Source organism: Nocardioides sp. NPDC054178, from assembly GCF_055585005.1.
Genome location: NZ_JBVJKY010000001.1, coordinates 1,280,228 through 1,295,909, shown reverse-complemented (window position 1 = coordinate 1,295,909; position 15,682 = coordinate 1,280,228). Strand labels below are relative to the sequence as shown.

At 70.9% G+C, this 15,682-nt stretch carries 12 protein-coding genes; 6 read left to right on the top strand and 6 right to left on the bottom strand.

The features are described from left to right. Positions 1–3: 3 nt before the first annotated feature. A complete protein-coding gene (locus tag ACZ6WN_RS06150) occupies positions 4–924 on the bottom strand; it encodes a hypothetical protein (RefSeq protein WP_465863375.1) in 921 nt (306 codons plus the stop codon). A 137-nt stretch (positions 925–1,061) separates the two neighbouring features. On the opposite strand from ACZ6WN_RS06150, the gene ACZ6WN_RS06145 reads away from it, so the two are divergent. Continuing rightward, positions 1,062–4,439 (top strand): pyruvate carboxylase, encoded by a 3,378-nt coding sequence (locus ACZ6WN_RS06145; RefSeq protein WP_465863374.1) that lies wholly within the window; start codon positions 1,062–1,064, stop codon positions 4,437–4,439. Between the two features lie 76 nt (positions 4,440–4,515). Here ACZ6WN_RS06145 and erm read toward each other — a convergent pair whose 3' ends face one another. The 3 genes from erm to ACZ6WN_RS06130 all read right to left on the bottom strand — a co-directional run bounded on the left by erm (position 4,516) and on the right by ACZ6WN_RS06130 (position 7,496). Next, complete coding sequence (erm, locus tag ACZ6WN_RS06140; protein ID WP_465863373.1) at positions 4,516–5,274, bottom strand: 23S ribosomal RNA methyltransferase Erm; 759 nt, start codon at positions 5,272–5,274, stop codon at positions 4,516–4,518. A 258-nt stretch (positions 5,275–5,532) separates the two neighbouring features. Beyond that, positions 5,533–6,933: an NAD(P)H-quinone dehydrogenase gene (locus ACZ6WN_RS06135; RefSeq protein ID WP_465863372.1), complete on the bottom strand. Its 1,401-nt coding sequence runs from the start codon at positions 6,931–6,933 to the stop codon at positions 5,533–5,535. Between the two features lie 35 nt (positions 6,934–6,968). Beyond that, entirely contained in the window at positions 6,969–7,496 is a 528-nt protein-coding gene (locus ACZ6WN_RS06130) for a DinB family protein (RefSeq protein ID WP_465863371.1), read from the bottom strand. Between the two features lie 121 nt (positions 7,497–7,617). On the opposite strand from ACZ6WN_RS06130, the gene ACZ6WN_RS06125 reads away from it, so the two are divergent. Further along, entirely contained in the window at positions 7,618–8,151 is a 534-nt protein-coding gene (locus ACZ6WN_RS06125; RefSeq protein ID WP_465863370.1) for a TetR/AcrR family transcriptional regulator, read from the top strand. Positions 8,152–8,154: 3 nt separating this feature from the next. Here the strand turns inward: ACZ6WN_RS06125 and ACZ6WN_RS06120 are convergent, their stop codons facing one another. Continuing rightward, positions 8,155–9,222 (bottom strand): SDR family NAD(P)-dependent oxidoreductase, encoded by a 1,068-nt coding sequence (locus tag ACZ6WN_RS06120; protein ID WP_465863369.1) that lies wholly within the window; start codon positions 9,220–9,222, stop codon positions 8,155–8,157. Between the two features lie 134 nt (positions 9,223–9,356). On the opposite strand from ACZ6WN_RS06120, the gene ACZ6WN_RS06115 reads away from it, so the two are divergent. Next, the gene (locus ACZ6WN_RS06115) at positions 9,357–11,177 is read left to right on the top strand and encodes a flavin-containing monooxygenase (RefSeq protein WP_465863367.1); all 1,821 of its coding nucleotides are present in this window, start codon (positions 9,357–9,359) and stop codon (positions 11,175–11,177) included. Positions 11,178–11,235: 58 nt separating this feature from the next. Here the strand turns inward: ACZ6WN_RS06115 and lpdA are convergent, their stop codons facing one another. After that, on the bottom strand, positions 11,236–12,642 hold the full coding sequence (gene lpdA, locus ACZ6WN_RS06110) for a dihydrolipoyl dehydrogenase (protein WP_465863366.1): 1,407 nt from the start codon (positions 12,640–12,642) through the stop codon (positions 11,236–11,238). Positions 12,643–12,713: 71 nt separating this feature from the next. Here lpdA and ACZ6WN_RS06105 point away from each other — a divergent pair, with 71 nt between their 5' ends. Genes ACZ6WN_RS06105 through ACZ6WN_RS06095 form a run of 3 tightly spaced genes read left to right on the top strand, consistent with a single transcriptional unit; the run spans position 12,714 to position 15,667 of the window. Next, positions 12,714–13,166 carry a gamma-glutamylcyclotransferase family protein gene (locus ACZ6WN_RS06105; protein ID WP_465863364.1) on the top strand — a complete coding sequence of 151 codons (453 nt, stop codon included), beginning with the start codon at positions 12,714–12,716 and terminating at the stop codon, positions 13,164–13,166. Between the two features lie 19 nt (positions 13,167–13,185). Beyond that, positions 13,186–13,983 (top strand): purine-nucleoside phosphorylase, encoded by a 798-nt coding sequence (locus tag ACZ6WN_RS06100; protein ID WP_465863363.1) that lies wholly within the window; start codon positions 13,186–13,188, stop codon positions 13,981–13,983. Positions 13,984–14,017: 34 nt separating this feature from the next. Further along, positions 14,018–15,667: a phospho-sugar mutase gene (locus ACZ6WN_RS06095; RefSeq protein ID WP_465863361.1), complete on the top strand. Its 1,650-nt coding sequence runs from the start codon at positions 14,018–14,020 to the stop codon at positions 15,665–15,667. The last annotated feature ends 15 nt before the right edge of the window (positions 15,668–15,682 follow it).

Below are 15,682 nucleotides of genomic sequence, written 5' to 3'. Positions count from 1 at the left end.
CTCCTAGCTGCTGATCCCGCTCCACTTCCAGGTGCCGTCGGTGCCGACCTTGGACGATGCGGAGAAGGTCGTGCTGTGCCCGATCCCGCTGCTCTGGCGGATGCGAACCGCCTTGCCGGTCGTCGGGTTGATCAGCACGATGTCCTTGGCCGCGACCGAGCCGTCGGCGTCGTAGCAGTTGTGGACCGACAGGTAGCGCCATCCCGTGCCGAGGCTGCGGACGACGTACTTCTTCGCCTCGGCCGGGCGGTCGGGGCGGACGACGATCTGCTCGAGCTTGTTGGTGCTCGGGTTGATCGAGTAGAGCAGGTTGTACATCACCCCGTTGTGGCTGGTCCACACGCCCGCGACGGTCGTGGTGCTCGCCAGGGTGACCGGCAGGTTGGTGACCGTGCCGAGGCGGGCGCCCGCGCTGGTGTAGGAGAGCGCGGTCTGCTGGACGACACCGGAGGTCGTGACGCTGTAGACCGCCGTCGTCGGGCCGTTCACGACCTTCTTCGGGTTCCAACCGGTCACCGCGGAGCCGTTGGTGCGGTAGAGCTGCGCGGACTTCGTCTCGGTCAGCACGGACTGCCCGATGGTCCCGCCGATGGTCACGGTGCGGCCGGTGCCGTCGGTGCCGGGCACGATGTAGCTGGACTTCCAGGAGGTCTCGTCACCGGCCCCGCCGACCTCGATCCAGGCCCGCGGGGACCAGGAGACCGTGGCTGCGCTGCGGTAGTTCCCGGTCACCGTGCTGTTGCTGATGGATCGCTTGCGGAGGTAGCCGCCGGCCTTGCCGTTGATCGATCCGGAACAGTTCACGGTGCCGGCCGCGGCGGCCGGCGAGCTCGCCGCTCCGATCCCGGTGAGCGATCCGGCCAGCAGGGCGGTGCCCGCGATGGCGACCAGAGCCGAGCGACGCTGTCGAGTGATGAGCTTCATGCCCGCGACGGTATCGGCGGCGACCCCTTGCGCGGTCCCAACGAATCCGCACAGTTCAGGACTTCTTGGTGTCCACCAACTGGGCGGTAACGTCCCACACCCTGGACGACACCCTTCTGATGGGTACCGTGACCGCCATGTTCAAGAAGGTGTTGGTTGCCAACCGCGGCGAGATCGCGATCCGAGCTTTCCGTGCGGGCTTCGAGCTCGGTGCCAAGACAGTTGCTGTCTTCCCCTACGAGGACCGGGGCTCCGAGCACCGGCTCAAGGCCGACGAGGCCTACCAGATCGGGGAGCTCGGTCATCCGATCCGGGCCTACCTCGATCCCGACGCGATCGTCGAGGTCGCCAAGCAGAGTGGCGCCGACGCCATCTACCCCGGCTACGGCTTCCTCTCCGAGAACCCGGCGCTGGCCGAGGCCTGCGCCAACGCGGGGATCACGTTCATCGGGCCGTCGGCCGAGGTCCTCACCCTCACCGGCAACAAGGCCACCGCCATCGCGGCGGCGAAGGCCGCCGGCGTACCGACCCTCCAGTCGGTCGAGCCGTCCACCGATGTCGACGCGCTGGTCTCTGCCGCCTCCGCCCTTCCCTACCCGCTGTTCGTGAAGGCGGTCGCCGGCGGTGGCGGTCGCGGGATGCGGCGGGTCGATGACCCCGACAAGCTCCGCGAGGCCGTGGAGACCTGTATGCGCGAGGGTGAGGCCGCCTTCGGCGACCCGACCGTCTTCATCGAGCAGGCCGTGGTCGAGCCGCGACACATCGAGGTGCAGATCCTCGCCGACGGCGAGGGCAACGTCATCCACCTCTTCGAGCGGGACTGCTCGGTGCAGCGCCGCCACCAGAAGGTCGTCGAGATCGCGCCCGCGCCGAACCTCGACCCCGAGCTGCGCGAACGCATGTGTGCGGACGCGGTGCGGTTCGCGAAGGAGATCGGCTACTCGTGTGCCGGCACCGTCGAGTTCCTGCTCGACCCGGCCGGCAACTACGTCTTCATCGAGATGAACCCGCGCATCCAGGTCGAGCACACCGTGACCGAGGAGGTCACCGACGTCGACCTGGTCCGCTCGCAGATGCGGATCGCCGCCGGCGAGACGCTGGCCGACCTGGGGCTGAGCCAGGACTCCGTGCAGCTGCGCGGCGCGGCGATGCAGTGCCGGATCACCACCGAGGACCCCGCCAACAACTTCCGCCCCGACACGGGCATGATCACCACCTACCGTTCCCCCGGCGGCGCCGGGATCCGCGTCGACGGCGGCACGACGTACGCCGGTGCGGAGGTCTCGCCCCACTTCGACTCGATGCTCGCCAAGCTCACCTGCCGCGGGCGCACCTTCCAGGACGCCGTCACCCGGGCCCGCCGGGCCGTGGCGGAGTTCCGGATCCGCGGCGTCGCGACGAACATCCCGTTCCTGCAGGCGCTGCTCGACGACCCCGACTTCATCTCGGGCTCGATCACGACCTCGTTCATCGAGACCCACCCGCAGCTGCTGACCGCGCGGGCCTCCGGCGACCGCGGCACCAAGCTGCTCACCTACCTGGCCGACGTGACCGTCAACCAGCCGTACGGCGCCGCGCCGGTCTCGCTGCACCCGGTCGAGAAGCTGCCGAAGCTCGACCTCTCCGCGGCTCCGCCGGCAGGCTCTCGCGACCTTCTTCGCGAGCTCGGACCGGAGGGCTTCGCCGCCGCGCTGCGTGCCCAGGAGCCGGTCGCGGTCACCGACACCACCTTCCGCGACGCCCACCAGTCGCTGCTGGCGACGCGGGTGCGCACCACCGACCTGCTCGGCGTCGCCGGCCATGTCGCCCGGCTGACGCCGCAGCTGTGGTCCCTGGAGGCCTGGGGCGGGGCGACGTACGACGTGGCTCTCCGCTTCCTCTCCGAGGACCCGTGGGAGCGGCTCGCCCAGCTGCGTGAGGCGATCCCGAACGTCAACCTGCAGATGCTCCTGCGCGGTCGCAACACGGTCGGCTACACGCCCTACCCGACCGAGGTCACCGACGCGTTCGTCTCCGAGGCGGCCTCGACCGGCATCGACGTCTTCCGGATCTTCGACGCGCTCAACGACGTCTCCCAGATGCGGCCGGCGATCTCCGCTGTTCGCGAGACCGGGACGGCCGTCGCCGAGGTGGCGCTCTGCTACACGGGCGACCTCTCCTCGCCGGACGAGAAGCTCTACACGCTCGACTACTACCTGCGGCTGGCCGAGGAGATCGTCTCGGCCGGGGCGCACGTGCTGGCGATCAAGGACATGGCCGGGCTGCTGCGGGCGCCCGCCGCGCGCACCCTGGTGACCGCGCTGCGCGAGCGGTTCGACCTGCCGGTCCACCTGCACACCCACGACACCGCCGGTGGCCAGCTGGCCACCCTGACGGCCGCGATCGAGGCCGGTGTCGACGCGGTCGACGCCGCGACCGCGTCGATGGCGGGGACCACCTCCCAGCCGCCGCTCTCCTCGCTCGTCGCTGCGACCGACCACACGCCGCGTGCCACCGGTCTGTCCCTGGCCGCGGTGAACTCGCTCGAGCCCTACTGGGAGGCCGTACGCCGCGTCTACGCGCCCTTCGAGTCCGGGCTGCCCGCGCCGACCGGCCGGGTCTACCGCCACGAGATCCCGGGCGGCCAGCTCTCCAACCTGCGCCAGCAGGCGATCGCGCTCGGGCTGGGCGAGAAGTTCGAGCAGATCGAGGACATGTACGCCGCGGCGAACTCGATCCTCGGCCGGGTCCCGAAGGTCACGCCGTCCTCGAAGGTCATCGGCGACCTGGCGTTGTCGCTCGTGGCGGCCGGTGCCGATCCTGCTGCGTTCGAGGCGGATCCCGCCGCGTACGACATCCCGGCCTCCGTCATCGGGTTCCTCAACGGGGAGCTCGGTGACCCGCCGGGCGGCTGGCCCGAGCCGTTCCGCAGCAAGGCGATCGCGGGACGCACCTGGAAGGCACCCTCGCCGACCCTCTCGGCCGAGGACGCCGCCGGGCTCGCCTCCGACCGTCGCGGGACGCTCAACCGGCTGCTCTTCCCCGGCCCGACGAAGGACTTCACCGAGGCCCGCTCGAAGTGGGGCGACGTCTCGGTGATCTCCACCCTCGACTACCTCTACGGTCTGCGCGAGGGCGAGGAGCACGTCGTCGAGCTCTCCGAGGGCAAGACGGTCATCTTCGGGCTCACGGCCGTCTCCGAGCCCGACGAGCGCGGCATCCGCACCGTGATGGCGACGATCAACGGCCACCTGCGCCCGATCGGCGTACGTGACCGCTCCGTCGCCGCCGAGGTCGCCGCGGCCGAGAAGGCAGACCCGGCGGTTCCGGGACAGGTCGCGGCGCCGTTCCAGGGTGTCGTCACCATCTCGGTCGCGGCCGGCGAGTCGGTCAAGGCTGGCGACACCGTCGCCACCATCGAGGCCATGAAGATGGAGGCCGCCATCACCGCTCCCGTCGACGGCACCGTCTCCCGCCTCGCCTTCTCCGGCACCCAGGCCGTCGACGGCGGCGACCTGGTGCTCGTGCTCGACTGAGCCGAAGCGTCAGCCCCGTCGGCCGAGATGGCACCTAGGTGCCATCTCGGCCGACGCGCGCGCCTTCTCGGCAGGATCAGAGCGCGGCGTACGCCTCGACCCAGTCCTCCGCACGCAGATCCCGCGGCAGCGCGGGGGTCTGGGATCGCCGACGCCGCCGGGCGATCCGATCCGCGAGCGGGGCGGGGACGCCGTTGCGGCGCAGGATCTCGGCGACCCCGCGGCCGCGGCTGCTGAAGACCCTCGCCACCCACGACTGGAAGTCGCGGAGCTCCGGCTCGGGGAGCAGCGGCTCGCGGCGGCGGTCGATGAGCAGCAGGCCGCCGTCGACGTTCGGCCGCGGCCGGAACGCGGTCGACGGGACCCGCCGGTCGAGGGTGAAGGTGAACCACGGCCACCACTGCGCGGTGAGCTGGGTCGTGCCGCCGACGCCCGCGCGCTTGCGGGCGACCTCCCACTGGGTGAGGAGTACGGCATGGCGCCAGGTCGTCGAGGCGAGCAGGTGGCGCAGGATCGGTGTGGTCAGGTGGAACGGGACGTTGGAGACGACGACCGCGTCCTGCGGTGGCGCGTGCCGCAGGATGTCGCCCTCGGCGATACACACGTGCGTACCGGTCCGTCGGCGCAGGTCCGCCGCGCGGCGGGAGTCGATCTCGACCCCCTCCAAGGGACGGCCGAGCTCGGCCAGCGCCACCGTGACGGCACCGTTGCCGGTGCCCCACTCGACCAGCGGACCCTGCCGCTGCGAGACGAGATGGACGATGCGGTCGACCGTCGACCGGTCGGTGAGAAAGTTCTGGCCGAGCTCGTGCCGGCCAGGGCGTACGTCGGGCATGGATGCTCCTCGTGGAAGAAGGAGCCGGGCGGCGTCCGGGTAGCACTCGAGAGCCGCCCGGCAGGGTGCCAGGTGGCGGCGCGAATGCGACGAGTGCTTCGGTGGGATCCGCGCCGTCAGCGGCGGCGGATCCGAACGATCATCGTCATGCAGCAGTTACCCATGGCGGCACGCTAGCGAAGCCGCGGCGCTGCTCGCACACCGTTTTCGGAGTGCCCTCTCGGCCGACGTAGGTGACGCCTCGGCCGGCGGGGGCGACTACTCGACGTGGTGGAGACGGCGGGCGACCTCGGCGGTGGAGCCGGAGATCGACGGGTAGACGGTGAAGGTGTTGGCGATCTGGTCGACGGTCAGCCCGGTGGAGACGGCGAGCGCGATGGGGTGGATGAGCTCCGAGGCGCGCGGGCCGACCACGACGCCGCCGATGACGACGCCGGTGCCGGGGCGGGAGATGAGCTTGACGAAGCCGTCGGAGATGCCCTGCATCTTCGCCCGGGGGTTGCCCTTGAGGTCGAGGCGCAGGGTGTCGGCGACGACCTCGCCCGAGTCGACCTGGGCCTGCGAGTAGCCGACCGTGGCGATCTCCGGCGAGGTGAACACGTTGGCCGCGACCTCCTTGAGGTCCATCGGGATGACCGCGTCACCGAGGAAGTGGCGCATCGCGATCCGGCCGGCCATGGCCGCGGTCGAGGCGAGCATGAAGCCGCCGGTGCAGTCGCCGGCCGCGTACACGCCGTAGGCGGAGGTGCGCGAGACCTTGTCGGTGCGGATGAACCCGCCCTCGTCGAGCTCGATGCCGGCCTCCTCGAGCCCGAGGCCCTCGGTGTTGGGGATCGACCCGAGCGCGAGGACGCAGTGGCTGCCGGCCACCTCACGGCCGTCGGTCAGCTTCACGGTGACGACGTCGCCGGAGCGGGTCACCGACTCCATCCGCGACTTGCTGAGGATGTTCATCCCCTGCCGCTCGAGTACGTCCTGCAGAACCGTCGCCGCATCCGCGTCCTCACCCGGGAGGACCCGATCACGCGAGGAGACCAGGGTGACCTGCGAGCCGAGGTTGAGATAGGCGTTGGCGAACTCGACGCCCGTGACACCCGAGCCGACGACGATCATGTGCGAGGGCAGCTCGTCGAGATCGTAGACCTGCTCCCAGGTCAGGATCCGCTCGCCGTCGGGCTGGGCGGTGGGCAGCACCCGCGGCCGGGCGCCGGTGGAGATCAGGACCGCGTCGTTCTCGATCGCCTCCTCGCCACCGTCCTGGGCCCGGGTCGCGATCACCTGGCGCTTGTCGGCGTCGATGCGCCCGGTGCCCTTGACGATCCGGATCCCGCGACGGGTCAGCCGGCTCTCGATGTCGCTCGACTGCGCGAGCGCGAGCGACTTCACGCGCTTGTTGACCAGCGCGAGGTCGGCGTAGAGCTCGGTGGCCGGGTCACCGTGGTGGTCTCGGAAGTTGATGCCCAGGTCGCGGGCGAGCGTCATGTCCGACATCAGCTCGGAGGTGGCGATCAGGGTCTTGCTCGGCACGCAGTCGGTGAGCACCGCGCTGCCGCCGAGGCCGTCACGGTCGACGACCGTGACCTCCGCCCCGAGCTGCTGCGCGACCAGCGCCGCCTCGTATCCGCCAGGACCCCCACCAATGATCGTCACCCGCGCCATGGGCCGCATTCTTCCACGCGCCCGGAGAGGCAGAGTCAGCCCATCGTCTTCTGACCGTCGATGGTCTCCCGGATGATGTCGGCGTGGCCGGCGTGCTGGGCGGTCTCGGCCAGGATGTGGGCGAGGGCGCGACGGTTGGACCAGCGCGCGCCGGACTCGAACCACGGGGCCTCGGGAAGCGCGTGGTCCGCGTCGAGGTCGACGGTGCGGACCAGCTCGTCGGTGGCGGCGGCCACGTCCTCGTACGCCTTGAGCACGCCTTCGAGGGTCTCGTGCTCGGCGAGCACGAAGTCGGCGGCGAAGTCGGCGTACCTCTCCGGGCTGAGCTCCTGCGCCACCGCACCACGGACGATGAAGTCGGCCCAGCTCCGCTCGGTCGCGGCGACGTGCTTGATCAGGCCGCCGAGGCTGAGCGTGGAGGCGGTCGGGGTCAGCCGCGCCTGCTCGTCGCTCAGGTTGCGGACGGCGAAGCGCAGGAAGCCGCGGTGCTTGGCCAGGGTCTCGAGCAGGTCGGCACGCTCACGGGAGGAGGTGGCGGTGGCGTTCGCGGCGGATGCGGTCATGACATGGACTCCTTGGTGATGTTTCCCTCTGACACCTCCAACGTTAGGAGTCGTTCAGGTCAGTTACTGTCCGCATTGGACGGAGGACCGAAAAAGATCCGCCGGCCACTACTCTGCTGGGATGACGAGCCCCGCCAACCCGACCCGCAGCGACGCGGTCCGCAACCGTGACCTCCTGGTCACCGCGGCGCGCGAGGTGCTCGCCGAGCAGGGTCTCGACGCCCCGATGTCGGCCGTCGCCAAGCGCGCCGGCGTCGGCCAGGGCACCCTCTACCGGCACTTCCCCGACCGCCTCACCCTGGCCACCGCGGTGCTGGAGGAGAACGTGGGCGACATCGAGCAGGTCGCGGCCCGCCCCGATGCGACGCTGGCCGACGTGCTCGGCGTCCTCACCTGGCAGATGATCCACTCGACCGCCTTCGTCGGCATCATCCGGCTCGGCGGCGAGGAGAGCGCCCGCTTCCTGGCCGATCGCGTACGCACCGCCGTCGACCGGCTTCCGAAGCAGACCTTCGGCACCGACGACGTCATGCTCGCCGTCGCGATGGTCTCCGGCGCGGTGCACGGGCCGACCCCGGAGGCCCGCGAGGCCACCGCCCGCCGGGCATGGGTCCTGCTCGGGATCGAGATCGGCCCGGTCACGCCGGGCGTCTAGCCATCAGGCCGCCGACCAGCCGCCGTCGGAGGCGACCACGGCCCCGTTGATGTTCACCGAGTCTCGCGAGAGCAGGAAGGTGATCGAGGCGGCGAGCTCCTCGGCGGTGGCGATCCCCGGGATCGCGACGCGCATCCCGGCCGTCCGGGACGACCCGTAGGGCGCACCCTCGGGCACGTGGATCCCGGTCGCGACCGCGCCGGGGGCGAGCGCGTTGATGCGCACGCCGGTCCCGGCGTACTGGAACGCGGCCGACTTCGTGAGGCCGACCAGGGCGTGCTTCGAGGTCGTGTACGCAGCACCGGCCGCCGAGCCACGGAGACCGGCCTCGGAGACGACGTTCACGATCCGACCCTCGCCCGCGGCGAGCATCCCGGGCAGCACCGCACGCATCAGCCGCATCGGGCCGTCGACGTTGACCGACAGGCAACGCGCCCAGATCATGTCGTCGATCTCGTGCGGGGCGGCATCGTCGTCCATGACGCCGGCCACGTTGGCCAGCGCGTCGATCCGCTCCCCCGCCGCGGCCAGGACGGCGGTCGCGGTCTCCGGGGCGGTGATGTCGGCGGCCAGCGCATGGAACCGCTCGCCCAGCTCGGTCGCGGTCGCGGTCAGCTTCTCGGCCGAGACGTCGATGCCGATCACCCGGCCACCCTCGCCGACGATGCGGGCCGCGACCGCCTTCCCGATCCCGCCCGCGGCGCCGGTGACCACCACGCTCTGGCCGGCGAACCGGCCGCCGGTGAGCACCTCGGCCCAGGGCTGGGGCGAGCCGATCTCGACGCCCAGGTCGACGGCCGACCCCGCAGCGGCGGCGGCCGGAGCGGCCTCGGCCGTCGGCACTCCCTCGGGGATCACACCGGTCTCCGCGACACCGACCAGCAGCCCCACGACCTCGGCGGGGAACCTGCCGCCGGACATCTCGACGAGCTTGTCCAGCGGCAGCCCGAGCGCCGGCGCGAGCGCCTCCTCGGTGCCGCCGCCGGCCGCGATGATGCCGCGCAGGACCCTTCCGGCGACCGGATGGGCCAGGAAGCTGCGTACGGATGAGGACGGGGTGAGGGTCGACATGGCGACGGCCTTTCGTCGGAGCGAAACGGACATGCTTGTCCGTTTCGGCTATCGTAACCGCGAATGCCGCTCGGGGCACTTCGCGATCCTCGTCGGCGCACCGGGCACCCGTCCCCCAAGAGAGGAGCCGCGCGATGACCCTGCCGCGCTGCGAGAACCCGGTCACCCCAGAGCGCGCCGTCGAGATCAGGGAGCGCTACACCGCCGAACGCGAGCGCCGGGTGCGCCCCGACGGATCGGCGCAGTATCAGCCCACCGACGCCGAGTTCGGCTACTTCGCCGAGGACCCCTACGCCGAGGGCACCGAGCGTGACCCGGTCCACGATCTCGTCGACGTCGCGGTCGTCGGCGGCGGCTTCGGCGGCCTCCTCGCCGGCGCGCGCCTGCGCCAGCAGGGCATCGGGTCGGTGCGCGTGGTCGAGAAGGGCGGCGACTTCGGCGGCACCTGGTACTGGAACCGCTACCCCGGCATCCACTGCGACATCGACGCGACCGTCTACCTGCCGCTGCTCGAGGAGACCGGCTACCTCCCGCGCTGGAAGTACGCCCCGGGCGAGGAGATCCGCCAGCACGCCGTGCGCATCGCCGAGAAGTTCGACCTCTACGAGAACGCCCTCTTCTCGACCACGGTGACGTCGCTGACCTGGGATGATGCCGACCAGCACTGGCGGGTGACCACCGACCGCGGCGACGAGTTCCGGGCGACGTACGTCATCACCGCGACCGGCACCCTGACCGAGCCGAAGCTGCCCGGCATCCCCGGGATCGAGTCGTTCACGGGCCACACCTTCCACACCTCACGCTGGGACTACGGCTACACCGGCGGCACCCCCGAGGGCGGCATGAGCGGCCTCGCGGGCAAGAGGGTCGGCATCGTCGGCACCGGTGCCACCGGCATCCAGGCCGTGCCCATGCTGGCCGAGGACGCTGCACACCTCTACGTCTTCCAGCGCACCCCCTCCACCGTCGGCGTACGCGGCCAGCGCCCGATCACCGCCGCCGACGTCGGCGCGGACCGTCCCGGCTGGGCCACCGAGCGCCGCCAGAACTTCCTGCGGATCGTCTCCGGCGAGGCGGTCGCGGGCATCGACGTGGATCTCGTCGACGACGCCTGGACCGAGTCGGCGGCGCTGCTCGAGAAGCTGCTGCCGAGCTTCCGGCGTGACCACATCGACGGCGACGTCGAGCGGTTCGAGGCGGCGTACGAGGCCCTCGACCACACCACCATGGAGCGGATCCGGACGCGGGTCACCGAGATCGTGGAGGACCCGGCGACCGCGGCGGCGCTCCAGCCCTGGTACCGCTACGCCTGCAAGCGGCCGACCTTCTCCGACCGCTATCTGCCCGCGTTCAACCGCGACAACGTCACCCTCGTCGACACCGCCGACTCCCACGGCATCGAGCGGATGACCGAGCGCGGTGTGGTCGTCCAGGGCGTCGAGTACGAGATCGACGCGCTGGTCTTCGCGACCGGCTTCTCCGTCGGCGTCTCCGGGATCACCTCCGGCCGGCTGCCGGTGATCGGTCGCGACGGGGTCCCGCTCCTGCAGGCCTGGGCGCAGGAGGGCCCACGGTCGCTCCATGGCTTCACCTCCAGCGGCTTCCCCAACCTGCTCAAGATGGGCTCGCTGCACAACGCCAGCAGCGTGAACTTCAGCCACATCCTCGACGAGCAGGCGATCCACGCCGCGGCTCTCGTCGCCGCCGCCGAGACCCGCGGCGCCGTCATCGAACCGTCCCGAGAGGCCGAGGACGCCTGGGCCCACCGGATCGCCCGGGGCGCCCCGAAGCACGCCTGGTTCCACGCCGAGTGCACCCCGGGCTACTACAACGCCGAGGGCAGGGGCCGTTCCGACGTCCCCACCGGCTATCCCGGCTCCGCCGTCGCCTTCCACGAGGAGCTCCGCGTCTGGCGCGAGACCTCCATCGACGAGGTGCTCAGCGCCAGCAGGTGACGCCTGGACGCGACGAGGCCCGGACCCGCGGTCGCGGATCCGGGCCTCGTACGTCGGATCAGAGGTTGATCATGTGACCCGCGATGCCGTGGATGGCCTCCTTGACGGCCTCCGAGAGGGTCGGGTGGGCGAAGATGTTGCGCCCGATCTCGTCGGCGGTGAGGTCCCACTGCTGCGCGAGGGTCAGCGCCGGGAGCTGCTCGGTGACGTCGGGGCCGATCAGGTGGGCGCCGAGGAGCTCGTTGTGCTCGGCGTCGGCGACGATCTTCACGAAGCCGACCGCGTCGCCGAGGCCCTGGGCCTTGCCGTTGGCCGAGAACGGGAAGGACGCGGTCTTGACGTCGTAGCCCTTCTCCTTGGCCTGCGCCTCGGTGTAGCCGAAGGAGCCGATCTGCGGCTGGCAGTAGGTCGCCCGCGGGACCATGTCGAAGTTGATCTCCATGGTCTCGGCGCCGGCGATGGTCTCGGCGGCGACGATGCCCATGGCCTCGGCCACGTGGGCGAGCATGAACTTCCCGGTGCAGTCGCCGATGGCGTACACGTTCTCGACGTTGGTGCGGCCGCGGCCGTCGATCGCGATGGCCTTGCGGTCGGTGAGCTCGATGCCGACGTTCTCCAGGCCGTAGCCCTCCACCCGCGGCGCGAAGCCGAAGGCGGCCAGGAACTTGTCGGCCTCGATGACGGTCTCCTCGCCACCGGCGGCCGGCGCGACGGTCACCTTGACGCCCGAGCCGGTGTCCTCGACGCCCTTGACGGCGGTCGAGGTGAGGACCTTGACGCCCAGCTTCTTGTAGTGCTTGGCCAGCTCCTTGGACACGTCGGCGTCCTCGGTCGGCACCATCCGGTCGAGGAACTCGACGATGGTGACGTCGACGCCGAAGTTCTTCAGGACGTACGCGAACTCCACACCGATCGCGCCGGAGCCACCGATCACGATGGACTTCGGCAGGTCGGCGTCGAGGATCTGCTCCTCGTAGGTGACGATGTTCTGGCCGTTCGGCACGACGCCCGGGACGCTGCGGACCGTGGCGCCGGTCGCGATGATCAGGTTGTCGAAGGTGTAGTCCGTCGACGCCCCGTCGTGCGACTTCACCGAGATGGCCTTCGGACCGGTCAGCGTGCCCCAGCCGTCGATCTCGGTGATCTTGTTCTTCTTCATCAGGAAGTGGACGCCCTTGACGATCCCGGCGCTCACCTGGCGGGAGCGCGCGTGGGTCGTGGAGAACTCGAGGTGGGCGTCACCGACGATCCCGAACTTCTGCTTCTCCTTCGGGTCGTTGAGGGTGTGGGCCAGCTCCGCGTTCTTCAGCAGGGCCTTGGACGGGATGCACCCGACGTTGAGGCAGACACCGCCCCAGTACTTGTCTTCGACGACGGCGACGGACTTGCCGAGCTGAGCGGCACGGATGGCGGCGACGTAGCCACCGGGGCCAGCGCCGAGGACGAGAACATCAAAGTGGGTCACGCATCAAGGGTAGACCGGCAATACCAGATAGATCCCAAGCGGGTGAGGACTGGGCGGTAACCTGGTGACCTGTGACTCTCTACGCGGCCTATGGCGTCAATCTCGACCCCGCGCTGATGAGCGAGCGGTGTCCGCATTCGCCGTTGCGTACGACCGGCTGGCTGGACGGGTGGCGGCTCACCTTCGGGGGCGAGGACAACGTGCTCGGCGACGGCCCGACGACCACGATCGTCCCGGACCCGTTCGAGCAGGTCTTCGTCGCGGTCTACGACGTCGTCGACCAGGACATGGAGGCCCTGGAGAAGTGGGAGCTGGCCGACATCGGCCTCTACTTCAAGACCAAGGTGCGGATCGCCGCGCTCACCGGGGAGCTGCTCTGCGAGACCTACGTGCTGGACACGTACGAGGGCGGCATCCCGGACGCCCGCCACCTGGGCGCGCTGGCCGATGCCGCCGAGGCGGCCGGGGCGCCGGACGACTACGTGCACTCCCTGCGTACGCGGCCGTGCCGGTCCAACGACTGAGCCGGTCTAAACTCGGCGAGTGACCACGCCTTACGAACTCGCCAAGGAAGCCGCCGCCGCGCTCGCGGAGAAGACCGGCATCGAGAAGCACGACATCGCGCTCGTGCTGGGCTCGGGCTGGCTGCCCGCTGCCGACGCGCTCGGCGAGGACTACACCGAGATCGCCACCACCGACCTGCCCGGCTTCAGCGCCGCCGCGGTGGCCGGGCACAGCGGCAAGATCCGCTCGATCCGGTCGGCGAGCGGCCGCAACCTGCTGGTCTTCCTGAGCCGCACCCACTACTACGAGGGCAAGGGCGTGGACGCGGTCGTGCACCCGGTGCGCACCGCCGCGGCCGCCGGCTGCTCCACGATGGTGCTCACCAACGGCTGCGGCGGGCTCAACCCGTCCTGGTCGCCGGGCACCCCCGTCCTGATCCGCGACCACATCAACCTGACCGCGACGTCTCCGCTGGTCGGCGCCAACTTCGTCGACCTCACCGACCTCTACTCGGCACGTCTTCGGGGCCTGGCCAAGGAGGTGGACGCTTCGCTCGACGAGGGCGTGTACGTCCAGTTCCCCGGGCCCCACTACGAGACCCCCGCCGAGGTGAAGATGGCCGGGATCATCGGCGGCGACCTGGTCGGCATGTCGACCACCCTCGAGGCGATCGCGGCCCGCGAGGCCAAGATGGAGGTCCTCGGGATCTCGCTGGTCACCAACCTGGCCGCCGGCATCTCCGACCAGCCGCTCGACCACGCCGAGGTCCTCGAGGCCGGCCGCAACGCCGCGACCCGGATGGGCGCACTCCTCGGCGACCTGTTGCCCAAGATCTGAGCCTCCGGGCACCCGATGACCTAGGGTCGGATCCATGGTCCCCACAGATCAATCCGCGCTCGTCGTCCAGGCCCGGGAATGGCTTGCCGACGACCCGGACGCACAGACCCGAGCAGAGCTCGAGAGCCTCCTGACCTCCACCGCCCCGGGGGCCGCGGCCGACCTGGCCGACAGGTTCTCGGGCATGCTGCAGTTCGGCACCGCCGGGCTGCGGGGCGCGCTCGGCGCCGGCCCCAACCGGATGAACCGGGTGGTCGTGATCAAGGCCGCCGCGGGGCTGGCCCGCTACCTGCTCGCGACCGGCGCACAGGGGCCGGTGGTGATCGGCTACGACGCCCGGCACAACTCCGACGTCTTCGCCCAGGACACCGCCGAGGTGATGACCGGAGCCGGCCTGCCCGCGCTCGTGATGCCGCGCTCGCTGCCGACGCCGGTGCTGGCGTACGCCGTCAAGGCGCTCGGCGCGAGCGCCGGCGTGATGGTGACGGCCAGCCACAACCCACCCCAGGACAACGGCTACAAGGTCTACCTCGGCGACGGCTCGCAGATCGTGCCGCCGGCCGACGTCGAGATCGCGAAGCGGATCGCGGCGGTCGACAAGGTGAGCTCGGTCCCGCGGGGACCGGCCGGCCACACCATCAGCGAGGACCTGGTCGACAGCTACCTCGACACGGTCGTCGGACTCCTCGCCGAAGGCGGCCCCCGCGACCTCAGGACGGTCTACACGCCGCTGCACGGCGTCGGCGGTGACCTGGTGCAGCTGGCGATGAAGTTCGCCGGCTTCCCCGAGCCGCTCGTGGTCAAGGAGCAGGAGCGCCCGGACCCCGACTTCCCGACCGTCGCCTTCCCGAACCCCGAGGAGCCCGGGGCGATGGACCGGGCGATGGCCCTCGCCAGCAAGAAGGGCGCCGACCTGGTCATCGCCAACGACCCCGACGCCGACCGCTGCGCCGCCGCCATCCCGGTCGGCAAGAAGTGGCGGATGCTCACCGGTGACGAGGTCGGCGCGCTGCTGGCGACCCACCTGATCCGCAAGGGCGTGACCGGGACGTACGCCGCCTCGATCGTCTCCTCCTCGCTGCTCAGCAAGATCGCCGCGGCCGCCGGACAGGCCTACGCCGAGACGCTCACCGGCTTCAAGTGGATCTCGCGCGCGCCCGGGCTCGCCTTCGGCTACGAGGAGGCGCTGGGCTACTGCGTCGACCCCGAGCACGTACGCGACAAGGACGGCATCTCCGCGCTGCTGCTCCTGTGCGAGCTGGCGGCGTCGCTGAAGGCGGAGGGCCGCGACCTGGCCGACCTGCTCGACGAGCTCGCCGTCCAGCACGGCCTGCACGCCACCGCCCAGCTCTCCGTCCGGCTCGAGGACCCGGCCCAGATCGCCGGCGCGATGCAGCGGCTCCGCGACCGGCCGGTGACCGCGCTGGCCGGGGCCGCCGTGCAGCAGCTCGACGACCTGACCACCGGCATCGGCGGGCTGCCGCCGACCGACGGGATCCGCTACCGGCTGGCCGGCGGTTCACGGGTGATCGTGCGGCCCAGCGGCACCGAGCCCAAGATCAAGTGCTACCTCGAGGTGGTGCAGCCGGTCGCCGACGCGTCCGCGCTCGCCGATGCCCGTGGCGACGCCGAGATCGCGCTCGGTGCGCTCAAGGTCGACATCCGCGCCGCCCTCGGCGTCTAGCTCCCTGCCGAGTCG

Excerpts from the sequence above, each read along its gene's own strand:
- ACZ6WN_RS06115 (WP_465863367.1), top strand. The coding sequence starts at position 9,357 with ATGACCCTGCCGCGCTGCGAGAACCCGGTCACCCCAGAGCGCGCCGTC.
- ACZ6WN_RS06120 (WP_465863369.1), bottom strand. The coding sequence starts at position 9,222 with ATGTCGACCCTCACCCCGTCCTCATCCGTACGCAGCTTCCTGGCCCAT.
- ACZ6WN_RS06130 (WP_465863371.1), bottom strand. The coding sequence starts at position 7,496 with ATGACCGCATCCGCCGCGAACGCCACCGCCACCTCCTCCCGTGAGCGT.
- ACZ6WN_RS06095 (WP_465863361.1), top strand. The coding sequence starts at position 14,018 with ATGGTCCCCACAGATCAATCCGCGCTCGTCGTCCAGGCCCGGGAATGG.
- ACZ6WN_RS06145 (WP_465863374.1), top strand. The coding sequence starts at position 1,062 with ATGTTCAAGAAGGTGTTGGTTGCCAACCGCGGCGAGATCGCGATCCGA.
- ACZ6WN_RS06125 (WP_465863370.1), top strand. The coding sequence starts at position 7,618 with ATGACGAGCCCCGCCAACCCGACCCGCAGCGACGCGGTCCGCAACCGT.
- ACZ6WN_RS06150 (WP_465863375.1), bottom strand. The coding sequence starts at position 924 with ATGAAGCTCATCACTCGACAGCGTCGCTCGGCTCTGGTCGCCATCGCG.
- erm (WP_465863373.1), bottom strand. The coding sequence starts at position 5,274 with ATGCCCGACGTACGCCCTGGCCGGCACGAGCTCGGCCAGAACTTTCTC.
- ACZ6WN_RS06135 (WP_465863372.1), bottom strand. The coding sequence starts at position 6,933 with ATGGCGCGGGTGACGATCATTGGTGGGGGTCCTGGCGGATACGAGGCG.